The organism is Mesorhizobium sp. USDA 4775 (assembly GCF_054062655.1).
On record NZ_JBSSFM010000001.1, the window covers coordinates 6299463 to 6312735 of the forward strand.

Consider the following 13273-nt stretch of genomic DNA (forward strand, 5'->3'; position numbering starts at 1 on the left):
AGTGCAATCACATGGCAAGCATCACGATCCGCAACCTTGACGATGAGGTCAAGGAGTTGCTGCGCCGGTTGGCGGCGGAAAACAACCGTTCCATGGAAGAACAGGCGCGGGTGATGATCCGGGCCGCTGTCGGCGGCCAGATCGGGCCTGCCCGCATAGACCAGATCGAAAAGACCTTGCGCGAACTGACCAGCACGCACAATGCGGCAACCCCGGTTGCGGCCCCTGCAGGCAAGATCCTTCCGCGGGGAACGCTTTCCGGCAAGCGCATCCTGCTCATCATTGGCGGTGGCATCGCCGCCTACAAGGCGCTGGACCTGATCCGCCGGTTGCGTGAGCGCGGAGCGGCGGTTCGGGTGGTGATGACAGCGGCTGCACAGGAATTCGTCACCACCCTGTCGGTTGGCGCGCTGTCGGCCGATCACGTTTTCACCGAACTGTTCGATCGCAATGACGAGCATGATGTCGGCCATATCAGGCTGTCGCGCGAGGCTGATCTTCTGGTCGTGGCGCCCGTCACCGCCGATCTGATGGCCAAGCTCGCCAACGGCCATGCCAATGATCTGGCCTCCACCGTGCTGCTGGCCACCGACAAGCCGGTGCTGATGGCACCGGCGATGAACCCGAAAATGTGGTCGCATGCCGCAACCCGCCGCAACCGTGCGACCTTGGGCAAGGACGGCGTCACTTTCGTCGGCCCGGCCAGAGGCGAGATGGCCGAAAGCAATGAAGCCGGTGAAGGCCGCATGGCCGAGCCGCTGGAGATCGTCGCCGCGGTCGAAGCGCGGCTCGATGCCGGCCCCAGGCCTCTGGCAGGTCGCAAGATTATCGTCACCTCAGGCCCGACGCATGAGCCGATCGACCCGGTGCGCTATATCGCCAACCGTTCCTCCGGCAAGCAGGGCCACGCCATCGCCGCCGCATTGGCAAGGCTTGGCGCCGATGTGCGCCTTGTCTCCGGTCCCGTGAGCATTGCCGATCCGGCCGGCGTGAAAACCATCCATGTCGAGCGCGCGCAAGAGATGCGCGATGCGGTCGAACAGCTTTTGCCCGCCGATGCCGCGGTGTTCGTGGCCGCCGTCGCCGACTGGCGCAGCGAGAATTCGGCCGGCGAAAAGATCAAGAAGGTGGCGGGCGAAGGACCGCCGGTGCTGCGCATGGTCGAGAACCCCGACATCCTTGCCGGCGTCGGCCACCACAGCCAGCGACCCGGTTTGGTCGTCGGCTTTGCCGCCGAGACGCAGGATCTTTTGCGCAACGCAGAGGCAAAGCTCGCGAAGAAAGGCGCCGATCTGATCGTCGCCAACGATGTGTCGCACGAAAGCGGCATCGGCCCTTCAGGCGTCATGGGTGGCGATCGCAACCGGGTGCGGATCGTGTCGAAGGCCGGCGTCGAGGAATGGCCCGAAATGACCAAGGACGAGGTGGCGGCGCGGCTCGCCACCCTCATTGCCGAGCGGCTGAAAACAACAGTCGTTTGACGTGTATCGGAGCAATTCCCTAGGGAAAGCGCGCAGCGCTTTCCCTAGGGAATTGCGAACAGCAAAGACTACATGCGGCGCCAGTTGGACGCCGCGCATCCGATTCCGGTCTGAGCCGTCAGTTTGACAAGAGCTCCGCCGTGCGGGCGAGCGCGCCGCCGAAACCGTTGAGCGGAATGGAAAAGCTCACCGCTTGTCCCGTATCCGCCGCGAAGGCGTCGATCTTCAGCGTCGTGCCGTTCTTGAGCAGCGGCGTGACATTGGCGTCAAACGCCACCGGCACCAGGCAGCCGACGGCCTGGCAAGTGTTAAATGCCAGGCTGCCGTCCAGCTTCTGGTCATCGATGGTCAGGGTGACGCCCTTGGCGAGCGCCAGCCCAAACGGCAGGGCAAGAGTGCCTGTCGCGTCATCGCCGGTCTTGCTCGACAGTTCGATCGCCAGCAGCCGTTGGTTGCTTTGCTTGTTGAACTGTTGGTGCGACAGGCTGCAGACCTTGTTCGTGCCCGATATCTGGCAATTGACCGTCCAGTCGCCATGGGTTTCGGACAAGGCCGATGCCCCGCCCGGCAGTTGTGGCGCATCGGCTGCGGCGGGCGGAGCCGCCACCTTGTCGCCTTTGGTCTGCGCGGCCACTGCCGGCACACCGGCGATGCAGGCCGCACCCAGCATCGCAACCAAATACGCGTATTTCCTCATCAAGACCTCTCCCGCCCGGCTCCGCCTCGAGCCAGCCTGGAAACTGACTTTGAGAGACGGCTGACTGTATTCTGTTGACCGTTTCCCCGAAGGCGCCATTGTACCTGACGGACATGCGGGCGCCATTCAGCCCGAGGCCGGCGCCGACCCGATAGAGCGGCGAATCGATCGCTTCCGTCAAGTGCAATGCGAGGTTGCCGGGCAGAATCTGCGCCGCCGCGAAGCGACCTTCGATCTCCCGCTTCTTGTGTTGGAGAACTCCACTCCCGGCCTTCCATAGAGGCAACGCTGGCAATCTCACTAAATGCGATGTCCGTTCCGGTCTCCAGCGCTGGCGTTGCCTGTAATCCGTGGCCGCAGGCCGGACGGCGGGGTCGCGATTGATTTCAAGGTAACAGATGGACCAGCCATGGCATCGCCGGACAAACACCCTATATTGCGGGAATGAACAGGATTTTTCGCGGGAATATGCCGACGTCGGCGCGTCGACTATCGATGAGATTTGCATCGGCGGTGCTGGCCGCGACTTTTGTGGCCGGCTTTGCGCTGCCCGCTTCCGCGCAGGTGGCCAATCCCGCGATCAACAGCAACGCGCTGATCCAGCAGAACGATCTGCAGGCCTTGCAGAGCCGCATTCAGCGGCAGCAATTCCAGTTGCAGCAACAGCAGTACCGCGACCAGGACCGCGTAATCGTCCAGCAGCCACTGCCGGTCGTGCCGCGGGTCAGGCCGGGCTGCCAGACGCAGATCATCGGCAACACGGCCGTGAGCAGCTGCCGCTGACAGGCGGGCTTCTTTTATTTAGCCGACTTACATGGTAGGGGACCTTGAGGGTGCCCCTGCGGCAGTTTGGGTCTGCAAAGGCGCCACGTCACGCTATGGGGCACTGACCGACTGGACTATTGCAGATGACAACCACGAAGAAAAAGGCCGTACGCCGGGCCAAGAAAGGGGAAAGAATCCGCCAAGTGGCGGCGATCCCCTTTCGCTTGACCGCGGATGAGAGTTTCGAGGTGATGCTGGTCACGTCGAGAACGACGAGACGCTTCATCGTCCCCAAGGGGTGGCCGATGAAAGGCAAGAACGGACGCAAGGCCGCGACCATCGAGGCGATGGAAGAAGCCGGCGTGCTTGGCAAGACCCTGAAGCAGCCGGCCGGCACCTATTCCTATTGGAAGCGGTTGGCCAACCGCTTTGTCCATGTCGACGTCATCGTCTACCTGCTTGAAGTGACCGAGGAACTGGCCAACTGGCAGGAGGCCAAGCGGCGACAGCGGGCCTGGCTGACGCCGGCCGACGCGGCGATGTTGATCGACGAACCGGATCTTTCGACGCTGGTGAAGACCCTGACACTTCCCCAGCCCACGCCGACCGACGCGACCTAAAGCAATTCCAGAAAAAGTGTGAACGGTTTTCAAGGGAAAGCGCGTAGCGCTTTCCCTTGGGAATTGCGTCAAAACAACAGGACAATTCCTCAGCCGCTCGTACCGCCCTCTTCGGGAAGAGGGCGTACCGGCATGCCGGTATAGGCCCACAACCATTCGCGCGGCAGCGGCCCCTTGTTGCGCTCGCTCTGCTGCGACTGCTCCCAGGCGTGCGCCAGGATGCCGACGGAGCGTGACAGCACGAAGAGCCCGCGCGTCAGCGGCGGCGGGAAGCCGAGTTCGCCATAGATGACGGCCGTGGCGCCATCGATGTTGAGCGGTATCCTCTTGCCCTTGCGGCGTGCGACCTCCGCCTCGATCACCTTGGCGATGTCGGCGAACCGTCCATTGACGACGCCACGCGCGGCAAATTCGCGGGTCAGTTCCAACAGGCGCGGCGCGCGCGGATCGACCGGGTGAAAGCGGTGGCCGAGCCCCGGCACATAACCCTTTTCCTCGACGAAGAACCGGTCGAGCCGTACCGAGACCGCCTCCCCCAGCGCCATCCCGCCATCGATCGCCACAGCGATATCCCCGTAGAAGGACAGCGCTTGTTCGCCGGCGCCGCCATGCACGTCGCCGAGCACATTGATGGCCGAGGCCATGGCGCTGTTGATGCCGACACCACAGGTTGCCGCCATGCGGGCGATGGCGATCGACGGCGCCTGCGGCCCATGGTCGACCGCCGCGCCCAGCGCGATGCCGAGCAGTGCCGCCTGGTCTTCGCTGGGCAATTCACCACGCAACATCAGCCAGATCATCGCCGGGAAGGAGACACGGCCGATCAGGTCCTGGATTTCATAGCCGCGCAGCCGGATGACGCCGGGGCTCATCTCGATGATGCCGGTCTGCCACCATTCCTCGCCGCGCTCACGGCCTGACTTCTTCTCCGCGTCGCTCATGCCTGTGCCTTTGCCTTGGCGCGCGGCGACAGGCCGGCGAAAATCTCATCCATATGCTCGCCGAGCGCCGGTGGCGGCTTCGTCGGCAACGGCGCCGCGCCATCGACCATGAAGCCGCCGCGCAGAACGGTCAGCGGCCTGTCCATCCCGGCGACATCGTCAAAATTGGCGGTCACCTGGCGTTCGAGCACTTGCGGCTCGGCCAGCACTTGCGGGATCGTCAGCACCCGGCCCGCCGGCACGCCTGCCCGGTTCAACCTTTCCTCCCAGGCGGCCGCCGGAGCATCTGTCAGGGCGTCCTCGATCTCGGTTTTCAGCGCAGCACGGTTCTTCTTGCGCGTCTCGCGCTCCGCGAAGCGAGGATCGGACGCCAGTTCCGGCCGTCCAATCAGCCGGCAAAGCGTCACGAACTGCTCCTGCTTGTTGGCGGCGATGTTGAGCAATCCATCGCCGGTACGAAAGGCGCCGGAAGGTGCCGCCGTCATGTTCTCATTGCCCATCGGCCTGGGATCGACCCCTGCCGTCAGATAGTTCGACACCGGCCAGCCAAGCGCGGAAAGCGTGCATTCGAGCATCGAGACGTCGAGGAAGGCGCCCTCGCCCGTTGTCTTCTGCCTGACCAACGCCGATGCGATCGCGAACGCGCCGACCAGACCGCCCAGCGTATCGGCGACCGGATAGCCGACGCGCAGCGGCGCCGTTTCCGGCGTGCCGGTGATGCTCATGATGCCCGACAGGCCCTGGATGATCTGGTCGTAGGCGGGATTGTCGCGCATCGGCCCGGTCTGGCCGAAACCCGATATCGCGCAATAGACGAGACCGGGGCGGACAGCCTTCAGCGCCTCATGGCCGAGGCCAAGCCGATGCATCACGCCGGGGCGGAAATTCTCCACCAGCGCGTCGGCACTGGCGACCAGATCGAGGAAACGCTCGCGATCGGCTTCTGTCTTCAGATCGAGCATGACAGATCGTTTGCCGGCGTTCTGCGCCAGGAACGAGGCGCCCATACCGGCTTGGTTGAGCCTTGGCGAACCGCCGAGCTGACGCGCCAGGTCGCCGCCTTGCGGTCCCTCGACTTTGATCACGTCGGCCCCCAGCAGCGCCAGCTGATAGGCACAATAGGGCCCGGCCAGAACATTGGTCAGGTCAAGGACGCGGATACCGGAAAGCAGGTCTGTCATATCGTCTCAAATCGATCAGGCATCGCCCGGCACATGCTCCGGCCCGCGCCGCCGGCGGTGCTCGATGAAGGCCCAGATATGCGGCCCGACCAGGCCGATGAAGGCGAGCGTCAGCAGCGTCAGCGACAGCGGATGCTTGTAGAACACCGACCAATCGCCATTCGAGATGGTCATCGCCCGGCGGAACTGGGTTTCGGCGAGCGGTCCCAGGATCATGCCGATGATCACAGGCGCGGTCGGGAAATCGAAGCGCCGCATCAGGAAGCCCGCCGCCCCCAGGAGATAGAGGATCACGAGATCGATGGGCGATTGCGAGATGCCGTAGGTGCCGACGGTCGCGAACACCAGGATGCCGGCATAGAGCTGCGGAGCCGGGATCTTCAGCAGCCGCACCCACAGTCCGATCAGCGGCAAATTGAGGATGACGAGGATGACGTTGGCGATGAACAGGCTGGCGATCAGGCCCCAGACCAAATTGGCCTGCGTCGTCAGTAGCAGCGGCCCGGGATTGATGCCGTAGCTCTGGAACGCCGACAGCATGATCGCCGCCGTCGCCGAGGTCGGCAGGCCGAGCGTCAGCATCGGCACCAGCACGCCGGCGGCCGACGCATTGTTGGCGGCCTCCGGACCGGCAACGCCCTCGATGGCGCCGACCGTGCCGAATTCCTCCTTGTGCTTCGACAGCTTCTTCTCGATGGCATAGGACAGGAAGGTCGGGATCTCGGCGCCGCCGGCCGGCATGGCGCCGATCGGGAAGCCGATCGCCGCACCGCGCAGCCAGGCCTTCCACGAGCGGCCCCATTCGGCCGCGGTCATGTAGAGCGAGCCTTTCAGCGGCACGATCTCGTCCTTGCCGGCATAGCGGCGCGAGGCCATGTAGAGCGTCTCGCCGACCGCGAACAGGCCGACGGCGGCGATGATGACGTCGACGCCGTCGAGCAGTTCGGTCGTGCCGAAGGTGAAGCGCGGCTGGCCAGTCTGCAGGTCGACGCCGATCATGCCGATAACGAAGCCGGCAAACAGGCTGGTGAGCCCGCGCACAGAGGACGAGCCGAGCACGGCCGAAACCGTGATGAAGGCCAGCACCATCAGCGAGAAATATTCGGCCGGCCCGAAGGCCAGCGCGAACTTGACCACCACCGGCGCCAGGAAGGCGACACCCAGCGTGCCGAGCGTGCCGGCAACGAACGAACCGATAGCCGAGGTGGCAAGGGCAGCACCCCCACGGCCGGACCGCGCCATCTTGTTGCCCTCCAGCGCGGTGACGATGGTGGCGCTTTCGCCTGGCGTGTTGAGCAGGATCGACGTCGTCGAGCCGCCATACATGGCGCCGTAATAGATGCCGGCGAACAGGATGAAGGACGCTTCCGGCGCCACCTGATAAGTGATCGGCAGAAGCAACGCGATGGTCAGCGCCGGCCCGAGGCCAGGCAGCACGCCGATGGCGGTGCCGAGCGTGGTGCCGAGCAGGCACCACAGAAGATTGACCGGGGTGAAGGCGACCGAGAAGCCGTGGGCGAGTTGTTCGAGCGTGTTCATGGTCTCACGCCCCAAACGCGCCGGCAATCGCGTCGATCACCGTGTTCAGCTGGTTCTCGATGAAGCCGGCACCGATGTTGACGCCGAGCGCCCTGGCGAAGCCGAAATAGGCGGCCAGCGCCAGGACAAGGCCGGTGAGCGCGTCGCGCAGCGTATGCCTGCTGCCGAAGCCGTAGCAGACGAGAACGAACATGATCACCGATGCCGCCGTGAAGCCGAGCGGCCGGATGAGCAGCAGGTTGGCCAGAAGGCCGATGACGACAAAGCCCATCGCCCTCCAATCGGTCGGCGTTTCCTTTTCCTCCTCCGGCTGCCATCCGCCGCGAAACGCGGCGAGGATGAGCAGCAGCGCAAGCACCATCAGGCCGACCATGGTGAGGTAGGGAAAGACGGTCGGGCCGACCTTGGAGTAGAGCGGCGACACCGGGATCGCCAGCGTCTGCCAGGCGACAGCGCCGGCACAGGCGAGAAGCCCGATGCCAACAAGCAATTCCGGCACGGCAAGGCGCGAGGGCGCCGTCGGCTGGTTGATGGTGCTCATGGAATGTCCTCCCCAGGATTACGGGCCAAGACGGCTGTCATCGGCCTTCATGCTGTCAGTCCATGACCGATCTCATCTGCGATGCGATCGGCGGACTTGAGAAAATAAGGGACGGCTCGCGCCGTCCCCTGGGGAAATCAGGCGAGGCCGAGATCCTTGAGGATGGCTTCGATACGCGCCGAATCCTCGGCAACGAATTTCGCATAGTCGTCGCCGGTGAGCAGGATGCGCGTCCAGTTGCGGTTCTTGCATTCGGTCGCCCAGGCATCGCTCTTGGCCATGGTCTCCACCAGCGTGATCATCGCCGCCTTGTCGGCGTCGGACACGCCAGGGGGCGCGAAGACGCCGCGCCAGTTGAACAGTTCGACATCGATGCCGGCTTCCTTCAGCGTCGGCGCGTCGATGCCGTCCTGGCGCTTGTCGGCCGAGATGGCGAGCAGCCTGAGCGCGCCGGCCTTGACCTGTTCGGAGAATTCGCCAAAGCCGGAAATGCCGGCCGCCACCTGATTGCCGAGCAGCGCCGACAAGGCCTCGCCGCCGCCGGCGAACGGCACATAGGAAAGATTGGTCGCCGGAACGCCTACCGTCTTGGCGATCAGGCCGAACAGGATGTGGTCGGAGCCACCGGCCGAACCACCGGCGACGGGAACCTTCGTCGGATCGGCCTTCAGCGCGGCGACGAAATCGGCGGCCGTCTTGAAGGGCGACTCCGCCGGCACCACCAGGGCCTCGAATTCGCCGGTGAGACGGGCGATCGGCGTGACTTGCGTCAGATTGTTGGCGGCCTTGTTGGCGATGATGGCGCCGACCATGACCATGCCGGCCACCATCAGCGAATTGCCCTTGCCGTTCCACTGGCTGATGAATTGCGGCAGCCCGACCGTGCCGCCGGCGCCGCCGACATTGGTGATCTGCGAGCCGGAGATCAGCTTCTCTGCGCGCATCACCTGATCCATCGTGCGCCCCGTCTGGTCCCAGCCGCCGCCGGGCGCCGCCGGAACGAATATCTGGATCTGCGGTGCCCCTTCGGCGAAAGCGGGCGTGAGATGAAGTCCTGCAAGGCCGGCAGCGCCTGCAGCCGCCGTGCTCATCAAAAATCTGCGTCTGTTCAGCATGGGATTCCTCCAGATCGCGACACCTCCTCCGGTGCCTGCCAAACGCGCCTGCATTCACAGACCCGTGATCGAGTTCAAGCAGATGTTACCGAGTTCTGTCAACAGGAACGATATTCTGCTGGACAGAACGCCCCGGCAGCGCGACAGACTGGCCCTCGGGCATCTCGGGGTTGGAACCACAATGGACTCACCAAGCAGATCAACTGATGCTGTAAGCCGGCGCGCGTCCGCCGAAGGTGTCGCGGCCCTTGATCGGGCGATTGCCATCCTCGATGCCTTCACCACGGCCGACCGCTCGCTCAGCCTGGCGGAAATCGCGGCGCGCACCGGTCTTTACAAGAGCACGATCCTGCGGCTGGCCAGTTCGCTGCTGCGTGGGCAACTGCTCGAGCGGCTGGACGACGGGCGCTATCGTGTCGGGCCTGCAACCTTCCGGCTGGGCACGCTCTATCAGCGTTCGGTCGTGGCGGTCGACATCCTGCTGCCGATCATGCGCGACCTTTCCGAGCGCAGCTGGGAGAGCGTTGCCTTCTATGTCCGCTCGGGCGACGTCCGCACCTGTCTTTACCGCGTCGAATCCAAGCATCCGATCCGCTACACGATCCGCGAGGGTGACGTATTGCCTTTGCTTCTCGGCTCCGGCGGCCGCGTGCTTGCGGCGTTTTCCGGCCAGCCGGGCGAACCCTATGAGACCATACGCCGGACCTGCAACTGCCTCGCCGTCGGCGATCGGGATCCCGAAACGGCGGGCATCTCGGCACCGGTATTCGGACCGGGGCGTGTGCTGCTCGGCGCGCTGACGCTGGCTGGTCCCAGCACGCGCGTCGATGCCGCCTTCCTCGAGCGCATGAAACGGCCTCTGCTCGAGGCGGCAGCCCGTGCCACCCGTGCCTTTGGCGAGGATGCCTCGATGCTCGAACAGGCAAGTCTCGCAACGGAGACTGTGCGCTAGCCGCGCGGTTGCGGCCCGGAAAAGGACCGATAAGCTTCGAATACAACCCGATTCAACTCGAAGCAGTCACTTGACGTGGCGTAATATTCGGCTACCCAAATCAAGAAAAGGCTTCATAGAGGACGGAACTATTTATTTGCTGTTAAGTCCCGCGTGATACCCGCTTGTTGTCGCCATTTGAGCGACATGAGAGAAGAAAATCGTCTCAACCGACGGGTGAAACAGTCGGACAGACGCGCTGACAGGATCATGGCACGTCCGTGGATTCTAAGCCGTCATCGATGGACGCCAGCCCCCGTCTTCTCGGGCTCGTCTGGCCGTTCATCGCCGTCGTCCTCATCCAGGCGCTGGTCGCCAGCCTCAGCCTACACACCCTTTCGGCGGTTCGCGCCTATGTCGGCGGCGAAAGCCAGTGGTCCAAGGGGCAAAAGCACGCGATCTATTTCCTCAGCCTCTATGCGGACACCGGCAATGAGGAGTTCTTCGGCGAGTATCGCGAAGCGATCGCCGTTCCGCTGGCCGACCGTTCGGCCCGCCTGGCGCTGGAGCAGCCCGAGCCCGATACAGAGGCCGCGCGGGCAGGCTTCCTGCAAGGCAGAAACCACCCGGACGACGTCGCCGGGATGATCTGGCTTTTCCAGAATTTCCGGAACTTCAGCTATCTCGACACCGCCATTCGGGACTGGGCAGCGGCCGACACGATGATCCTCGCCATCCAGCGGCTCGGCGATACGATGCATGCGACGCTGGGCAAGGGGCCGGCGTCGGCAGCCGAGATCGGCGCCTGGAAAGCGGAAATCCATCGGCTCGATCATCAGGTCACCCCGTTGTCCAAGGCTTTCTCGGACAGTCTCGGCGAAGGATCGCGCTTCATCCGGATGCTGCTTACCTTCGCCAATCTCGTCACGGCCGCATCGTTGATCCTGCTTGCCGTGTGGCGCACGCGCAAGCTCCTGGCGCAGCGCCAGGCCTTCCAGTTGGCGCTCAATGCCGAGCGCGAGCGCGCCCAGATCACGCTGGCTTCGATCGGCCAGGCCGTCGTCTGCACCGGCCGCGACGGGCGGCTCGACTACATGAATGCGGTTGCCGAGAAGCTGCTGGCATGCCCGCTCGGCACTGCCAGGGGCAAACCCATCGCAGCGTTCTTTCGCCTCGTCGACAAGGACACCGGCGTTGAAGAAACGCAGTTGGTCGAGCGTCTCCTGGCCGGCGAAGCGCGCCGGTCCAGCGCCCGTCCACAATTGCTGCAGCGGCCGGACGGCTCTGTTGTTCCCGTCGCATTGACCGGCGCACCGCTGCTCGTTTCCGGTGAGGTCGTCGGTGCCGTGCTCGCCTTCCACGACATGACGCGCGAAGAGGATTATATCGAGCGGCTTTCGTGGCAGGCTTCGCATGATGCGTTGACCGGGCTCGCCAACCGGCGCGATTTCGAAAGCCGGTTGGAAAGGACCATCGTCGAATTGCAGGGCCAGCCCCGGCAACACGCCTTGATGTATCTCGATCTCGATCAGTTCAAGCTGGTCAACGATACGTGCGGCCATGCGGCGGGCGACCAGTTGCTGCGCCAGATCTCGGCGCTGCTGACCTGCGATTTGCGGCCGGGCGACGTGCTGGCACGGTTGGGCGGCGATGAGTTCGGCGTGCTGCTCGTCGATTGTGGAGCCAACGAAGCGTGCGACATCGCCGAACGGCTGCGCGCGGCGGTGCAGAACCTGCATTTCGTCTGGGATGGCAGGCCGTTCAACACCAGCGTCAGTGTCGGCATGGTGGAGATCGCCAATGCGCAGGTGACGATCGAGGAAACGCTACGGGCCGCCGACGTCGCCTGCTACATGGCCAAGGAAAAGGGCCGCAACCGCGTCCAGATCCACAGCGATGGCGACGTCGACTTGCGCGAGCGTTTTGGCGAGATGGCCTGGGTGCAGCGCCTGCACGCCGCGCTGGAGCAAGACCGTTTCCGGCTTCATGCTCAGGAAATCTGGCCGCTCAACGACGACGTCGTCGAGGCTGGAGCGCATATAGAGATCCTGTTGCGGCTGACCGACGAAGATGGCAGCTTCGTCACACCGCAGAGTTTCATTCCCGCGGCCGAGCGCTACGGCCTGATGCCGTCGATCGACCGCTGGGTGGTGCGCAACACCTTCCGCATCCTGGCCGCCCGGCAGGCCGATCCGCGCACGCCGCCCATCGCAACATGCGCCATCAATCTTTCCGGCGCGACTTTCGGCGACGAAAGCTTTCTCGGCTTCCTGCGCGAGCAATTCCTCATCCATGGCATTTCGCCTGCCATGATCTGCCTGGAGATCACCGAAACCAGCGCTATCGCCAATCTCACCAACGCCATGCGCTTCATTGCCGATCTGCGCGGCCTGGGCTGCCGCTTCGCGCTCGACGATTTCGGCTCCGGCATGTCGTCTTTCGCGTATCTGAAGCACCTGCCGGTCGACTACCTCAAGATCGACGGCAGCTTCGTCAAGGACATGCTGGACGACCGCATCGACCGCGCCATGGTCGAGATGATCCACCACATCGGCAAGGTCATGGGCAAGCGCACCATCGCCGAGTTCGTCGAGAGCGACGGTATCGCCGCCGCGCTGAAGACCATCGGCGTCGACTATGCCCAGGGCTATGGGATCGCCAGACCGACGCCGTTCGATGCCTCGACGGTGCTGCTAGGCCGAGGCGTCACGCCGGCCGTCGAAAGCGTCGATCCATGGGCCGATCTGGCGCGGAAGCTGCGCCGCAAGGCGGGCTAGTCTACCGGAGCTGCAATGCCGTTCAGGACAGCCGCTCCAGCAGCACGGTCGGCGCGTCATGATAGGTGGTCCGCAACACCTCGCGATAGCCGACCTTGTCAGCGACATTCAACGAGGCGGTATTCTCGGGGATCGATGATGCAGACGGTTTTCACCCGTCCGAAGGTTTCTTCGCCCCAGGCCAGGACACGGCCGACGACCTCTGTGGCGAGGCCTGCCCCGTGCACTTCCGGCGCCAGCGCCCATCCGGCCTCGGGAATGCCTTCGATCGACGGCTCCATGTCGCGCTTCAGGTCGTGAAACCCGGCCTCGCCGACGAAGCGGCCCGTCGCCTTCTCCTCGATCGCCCAGAAGCCGTAGCCGAGCAGCGACCACAGGCCGGCATGACGCAGGAAGCGCATCCAGCTTTCCTCGCGCGTGCGCGGCTTGCCGCCGATGAAGCGGGTAACGGCCGGGTCGGCCCACATTGTTGCATAGGCGTCGAAATCCTCCAGCCGGTGCGCCCGCAGAATGGTTCGCTGCGTCTCGATGACGGGAGCGACGGTCACTTTGCGGTTGTTCATGGGATTTGCCTCGCTGATCTTGTCCGCGCTTAGCAAATTGCCCCTGCGGTGCAAGGGCCAGCGGGCGACTCGCCATCATCCAGAATAGCAGCCCGAAGCAGATCTTCAGCCGCGCCAGGCCA

The 13273-nt window shown here is 64.3% G+C and carries 11 protein-coding genes and 1 pseudogene; 5 read left to right on the forward strand and 7 right to left on the reverse strand.

Going from position 1 to position 13273, the window contains the following annotated elements; translation table 11 throughout:
* Window positions 1-11: 11 nt before the first annotated feature.
* Window positions 12-1481 carry a bifunctional phosphopantothenoylcysteine decarboxylase/phosphopantothenate--cysteine ligase CoaBC gene (gene coaBC, locus ACVILI_RS30930; protein ID WP_038649611.1) on the forward strand — a complete coding sequence of 490 codons (1470 nt, stop codon included), beginning with the start codon at window positions 12-14 and terminating at the stop codon, window positions 1479-1481.
* A gap of 118 nt (window positions 1482-1599) precedes the next feature.
* Here the strand turns inward: coaBC and ACVILI_RS30935 are convergent, their stop codons facing one another.
* A complete protein-coding gene (locus ACVILI_RS30935; RefSeq protein ID WP_038649614.1) occupies window positions 1600-2178 on the reverse strand; it encodes an invasion associated locus B family protein in 579 nt (192 codons plus the stop codon).
* A 444-nt stretch (window positions 2179-2622) separates the two neighbouring features.
* On the opposite strand from ACVILI_RS30935, the gene ACVILI_RS30940 reads away from it, so the two are divergent.
* Complete coding sequence (locus tag ACVILI_RS30940) at window positions 2623-2961, forward strand: hypothetical protein (RefSeq protein ID WP_038649617.1); 339 nt, start codon at window positions 2623-2625, stop codon at window positions 2959-2961.
* Between the two features lie 125 nt (window positions 2962-3086).
* A complete protein-coding gene (locus ACVILI_RS30945) occupies window positions 3087-3563 on the forward strand; it encodes an NUDIX hydrolase (RefSeq protein WP_038649620.1) in 477 nt (158 codons plus the stop codon).
* A gap of 89 nt (window positions 3564-3652) precedes the next feature.
* On the opposite strand, the gene ACVILI_RS30950 is transcribed toward ACVILI_RS30945, so the two are convergent.
* From ACVILI_RS30950 to ACVILI_RS30970, 5 genes are all read right to left on the reverse strand, one after another.
* The gene (locus tag ACVILI_RS30950) at window positions 3653-4504 is read right to left on the reverse strand and encodes a citryl-CoA lyase (RefSeq protein ID WP_019861169.1); all 852 of its coding nucleotides are present in this window, start codon (window positions 4502-4504) and stop codon (window positions 3653-3655) included.
* Window positions 4501-5685, reverse strand: a complete 1185-nt coding sequence (locus ACVILI_RS30955; protein WP_240564530.1) for a CaiB/BaiF CoA transferase family protein — start codon at window positions 5683-5685, stop codon at window positions 4501-4503. Before ACVILI_RS30955 ends, ACVILI_RS30950 begins: the two co-directional genes overlap by 4 nt.
* 15 nt (window positions 5686-5700) lie before the next feature.
* The gene (locus tag ACVILI_RS30960; RefSeq protein WP_019861173.1) at window positions 5701-7224 is read right to left on the reverse strand and encodes a tripartite tricarboxylate transporter permease; all 1524 of its coding nucleotides are present in this window, start codon (window positions 7222-7224) and stop codon (window positions 5701-5703) included.
* 4 nt (window positions 7225-7228) lie between these two features.
* Window positions 7229-7765, reverse strand: a complete 537-nt coding sequence (locus ACVILI_RS30965; protein ID WP_038649623.1) for a tripartite tricarboxylate transporter TctB family protein — start codon at window positions 7763-7765, stop codon at window positions 7229-7231.
* 137 nt (window positions 7766-7902) lie between these two features.
* Entirely contained in the window at window positions 7903-8880 is a 978-nt protein-coding gene (locus ACVILI_RS30970; RefSeq protein ID WP_038649626.1) for a Bug family tripartite tricarboxylate transporter substrate binding protein, read from the reverse strand.
* A gap of 181 nt (window positions 8881-9061) precedes the next feature.
* Between ACVILI_RS30970 and ACVILI_RS30975 the strand changes: the two genes are divergently transcribed.
* Together ACVILI_RS30975 and ACVILI_RS30980 are read left to right on the forward strand one after the other, a co-directional pair.
* Window positions 9062-9832, forward strand: a complete 771-nt coding sequence (locus tag ACVILI_RS30975; protein WP_038649629.1) for an IclR family transcriptional regulator — start codon at window positions 9062-9064, stop codon at window positions 9830-9832.
* Window positions 9833-10113: 281 nt separating this feature from the next.
* Window positions 10114-12588, forward strand: a complete 2475-nt coding sequence (locus ACVILI_RS30980; protein WP_038649632.1) for an EAL domain-containing protein — start codon at window positions 10114-10116, stop codon at window positions 12586-12588.
* Between the two features lie 22 nt (window positions 12589-12610).
* On the opposite strand, the pseudogene ACVILI_RS30985 reads toward ACVILI_RS30980, so the two are convergent.
* Window positions 12611-13151: pseudogene (locus tag ACVILI_RS30985) on the reverse strand (GNAT family N-acetyltransferase).
* Window positions 13152-13273: the final 122 nt, after the last annotated feature.

Excerpts from the sequence above, each read along its gene's own strand:
- ACVILI_RS30970 (WP_038649626.1), bottom strand. The coding sequence starts at position 8,880 with ATGCTGAACAGACGCAGATTTTTGATGAGCACGGCGGCTGCAGGCGCT.
- ACVILI_RS30975 (WP_038649629.1), top strand. The coding sequence starts at position 9,062 with ATGGACTCACCAAGCAGATCAACTGATGCTGTAAGCCGGCGCGCGTCC.
- ACVILI_RS30935 (WP_038649614.1), bottom strand. The coding sequence starts at position 2,178 with ATGAGGAAATACGCGTATTTGGTTGCGATGCTGGGTGCGGCCTGCATC.
- ACVILI_RS30955 (WP_240564530.1), bottom strand. The coding sequence starts at position 5,685 with ATGACAGACCTGCTTTCCGGTATCCGCGTCCTTGACCTGACCAATGTT.
- ACVILI_RS30960 (WP_019861173.1), bottom strand. The coding sequence starts at position 7,224 with ATGAACACGCTCGAACAACTCGCCCACGGCTTCTCGGTCGCCTTCACC.
- ACVILI_RS30950 (WP_019861169.1), bottom strand. The coding sequence starts at position 4,504 with ATGAGCGACGCGGAGAAGAAGTCAGGCCGTGAGCGCGGCGAGGAATGG.
- ACVILI_RS30945 (WP_038649620.1), top strand. The coding sequence starts at position 3,087 with ATGACAACCACGAAGAAAAAGGCCGTACGCCGGGCCAAGAAAGGGGAA.
- ACVILI_RS30980 (WP_038649632.1), top strand. The coding sequence starts at position 10,114 with ATGGACGCCAGCCCCCGTCTTCTCGGGCTCGTCTGGCCGTTCATCGCC.
- ACVILI_RS30940 (WP_038649617.1), top strand. The coding sequence starts at position 2,623 with ATGAACAGGATTTTTCGCGGGAATATGCCGACGTCGGCGCGTCGACTA.
- coaBC (WP_038649611.1), top strand. The coding sequence starts at position 12 with ATGGCAAGCATCACGATCCGCAACCTTGACGATGAGGTCAAGGAGTTG.
- ACVILI_RS30965 (WP_038649623.1), bottom strand. The coding sequence starts at position 7,765 with ATGAGCACCATCAACCAGCCGACGGCGCCCTCGCGCCTTGCCGTGCCG.